Origin of the sequence: Acidaminococcus sp. (genome assembly GCF_050873445.1) — a bacterium.
GTDB lineage: Bacteria > Bacillota > Negativicutes > Acidaminococcales > Acidaminococcaceae > Acidaminococcus.
Genome location: NZ_JBNMIU010000096.1, coordinates 1 through 2482 on the forward strand (window position 1 = coordinate 1; position 2482 = coordinate 2482).

At 49.6% G+C, this 2482-nt stretch carries 2 protein-coding genes; both read right to left on the bottom strand.

What is annotated here, in order from left to right; genetic code table 11:
• Positions 1-159: 159 nt before the first annotated feature.
• A complete protein-coding gene (locus ACR0QW_RS10905) occupies positions 160-1518 on the bottom strand; it encodes a pyruvate carboxylase subunit B (protein WP_432643652.1) in 1359 nt (452 codons plus the stop codon).
• 198 nt (positions 1519-1716) lie between these two features.
• Positions 1717-2220: a cupin domain-containing protein gene (locus ACR0QW_RS10910; RefSeq protein ID WP_432643653.1), complete on the bottom strand. Its 504-nt coding sequence runs from the start codon at positions 2218-2220 to the stop codon at positions 1717-1719.
• Between the last annotated feature and the right edge of the window lie 262 nt (positions 2221-2482).

Consider the following 2482-nt stretch of genomic DNA (forward strand, 5'->3'; position numbering starts at 1 on the left):
AAACTAAATTAAAGATGGACGTAAGCAAAAATGCTCACGTCCATGAATGGTGGATGATTTGAAATTCGCCCCAACATTTGACAAAGAACCCTAAAAAAAGAAGGGGCTGTGAAGAAATGAATTCTCATTTCTTCACAGCCCCTTTTTGACAATCAAAGCTTATCTGTTCTTCTGGAAGAACGGCAGAGCCACTTCCGGGAACAGTGCATAGCTCAGCACATCTTCCACGCTGGCGTTGGGATAACCCTTGGCAGCCAGTTCGCTGCGCATCTTTTCCATTTGCGGCGGGATATCGTCGGCAGGACGATAGGTAATGGGCTGGTTCTTCGGAGTGATGACCAATTTCTTCAGCTCCTCGCTGATAGGTCCCGGAGTCTTGCCATAACGGCCCAGGACGATGTTCTTGACTTCTTTCGGGATCATCTTGTAGCGGCCGAACAGCACGTTCATGGTAGCCATGGTCCCTACGATCTGGGAAGAAGGCGTTACCAGAGGAGGATAGCCCAGGTCAGCGCGGACTTTCGGCATTTCCTTCAGTACGGCTTCGTACTTGGCCGGATCGGTCACACCCATGCCGGACAGCTGTTTCCGCATGTTGGACAGCATGCCACCGGGGATCTGGAAGCTCAATACCTGCGGGTTCACCATCATCTTGGTGTCCAGGCTGAAGGTCTTTTCCAGATCAGCACGTACAGCCTTGAAGTGGTCGGCAATCGGGGTCAGCTTGCTGCCGTCGATGCCGGTATCTCTGGGCTGGCCCTTCAGGGTGTAAACCAGGGATTCTGTGCACATATGGCTGGTGCTTTCCGCGAACGGGCTCAGTGCAGTATCCACAATATCAGCACCTGCTTCCACACTCTTCAGGATGGTCATGGCGCCCATGCCGGAAGTGCAGTGAGAATGTACATTGATGGGAACCTTGATTTCTTTCTTTAGGGTATCCACCAGGTTGTAGGCAGCGTACGGTGCCAGCAGACCGGACATATCCTTGATGCAGATGGAATCTGCGCCCATGTCTTCCAGTTCGTGGGCCAGACGCAGGTAATCGCTGTCCTTATGGTACGGGCTGATGGTGTAAACCAGAGTGCCCTGTGCTTCTGCACCGGCAGCCTTGGTGGCCTTCATGGCTGTTTCCAGGTTCCGGGTATCGTTAAAGGCATCGAAGATACGGATGATATCGATCCCGTTGGCAACGGACCGTTTTACGAATTCCGTTACCACGTCATCTGCATAATGGTTGTAGCCCAGGATGTTCTGGCCACGGAGCAGCATTTGCAGTTTGGTTTTCTTTACATGTTTCCGAATGGTGCGCAGCCGTTCCCAGGGATCTTCGTTCAGATACCGCAGGCAGGAATCGAAAGTAGCACCGCCCCAGGCTTCCAGGGCATAGAAACCACAGTCATCCAGCTGTTCCAGTACGGGCAGCATATCGCTGGTGCGCATACGGGTCGCACAGATGGACTGATGGCCATCACGCAGAACCGTTTCCACGATTTTAACGGGGTTCGGATTGTTCATTGGTCAACCTCCTAATAAGCAAGAAACAAGCTAATGATTTTATATAATGTATATTATATCATACAAACCCTACTGGAGGTAATACATTGTGTTTTATTTTAATTATTAGAAAGCTCTTATCAGGCAAGAAACAAGGGTGTGAAAAAAGAAACTTTTCACACCCCGTCTCCAGTTACTCGCCGATGAGGCCAGTTTTGCTTATTTCTTCGGTGCAGCTTCCGGATGGTTCTTCAGGAACGTATCGTTCTGGGCGATAACATCCAGGAATACCAGTGGTTTGCTCTTTACGTTCTTCAGCCCATGGGACTGGCCCGGACGGGCAATGGTAATATCCCCTGCCTTCACCACAGTCTCCTTACCGGTGCCGTCAGTGAAGATTCCTTCGCCGGAGATGATGATATAAGCATCTTCGTTGAAGGCATGCTGATGGGTACCGATGGAAGCACCCTTCTTCAGGGTCAGATAGCACATTTCCTTGATGGCGGAATCCGGAGCAGCCTTATCCCGGGCAAAGGCAAACTTACCATAAGCTGTCCCCTTGCCTTTGGCTACATCCTGTTTATCATAGGTGAACAGTTTCCCTTGTGGATAGACCTGTTCCCCGTCTTGAAAAGGAGATGCCGGAGAGCCGGCGGCAAAAGCCGTCCCGGACAGCAGCGCAGCCCCCAGACTCAACAGTACAGCCAGTTTCTTCAAATGCATGGAAATCCCTCCTCTGAATATTTAAAAATAACTGCAAATTTATTGTATCACTTTCAAAAAACGATGACAAGACAATGAACCGAATTTTTCAGAATCAAAATGGAGTGTGAAAAAATGCTTTTCACACTCCATTGCTGACCACTATAAACCGTACCCCTTGTCAAGGACAGTTTCTAAAAGTAGAATCCCCTGTTTTAGACAGTTCAACAATTCTGGTACCTTCAAAATGGACATCTGGTAATTGTCTATCAGAAGGCCCCCC

Coding starts and splice junctions, on each gene's coding strand:
- ACR0QW_RS10905 (WP_432643652.1), bottom strand. CDS start 1,518: ATGAACAATCCGAACCCCGTTAAAATCGTGGAAACGGTTCTGCGTGAT.
- ACR0QW_RS10910 (WP_432643653.1), bottom strand. CDS start 2,220: ATGCATTTGAAGAAACTGGCTGTACTGTTGAGTCTGGGGGCTGCGCTG.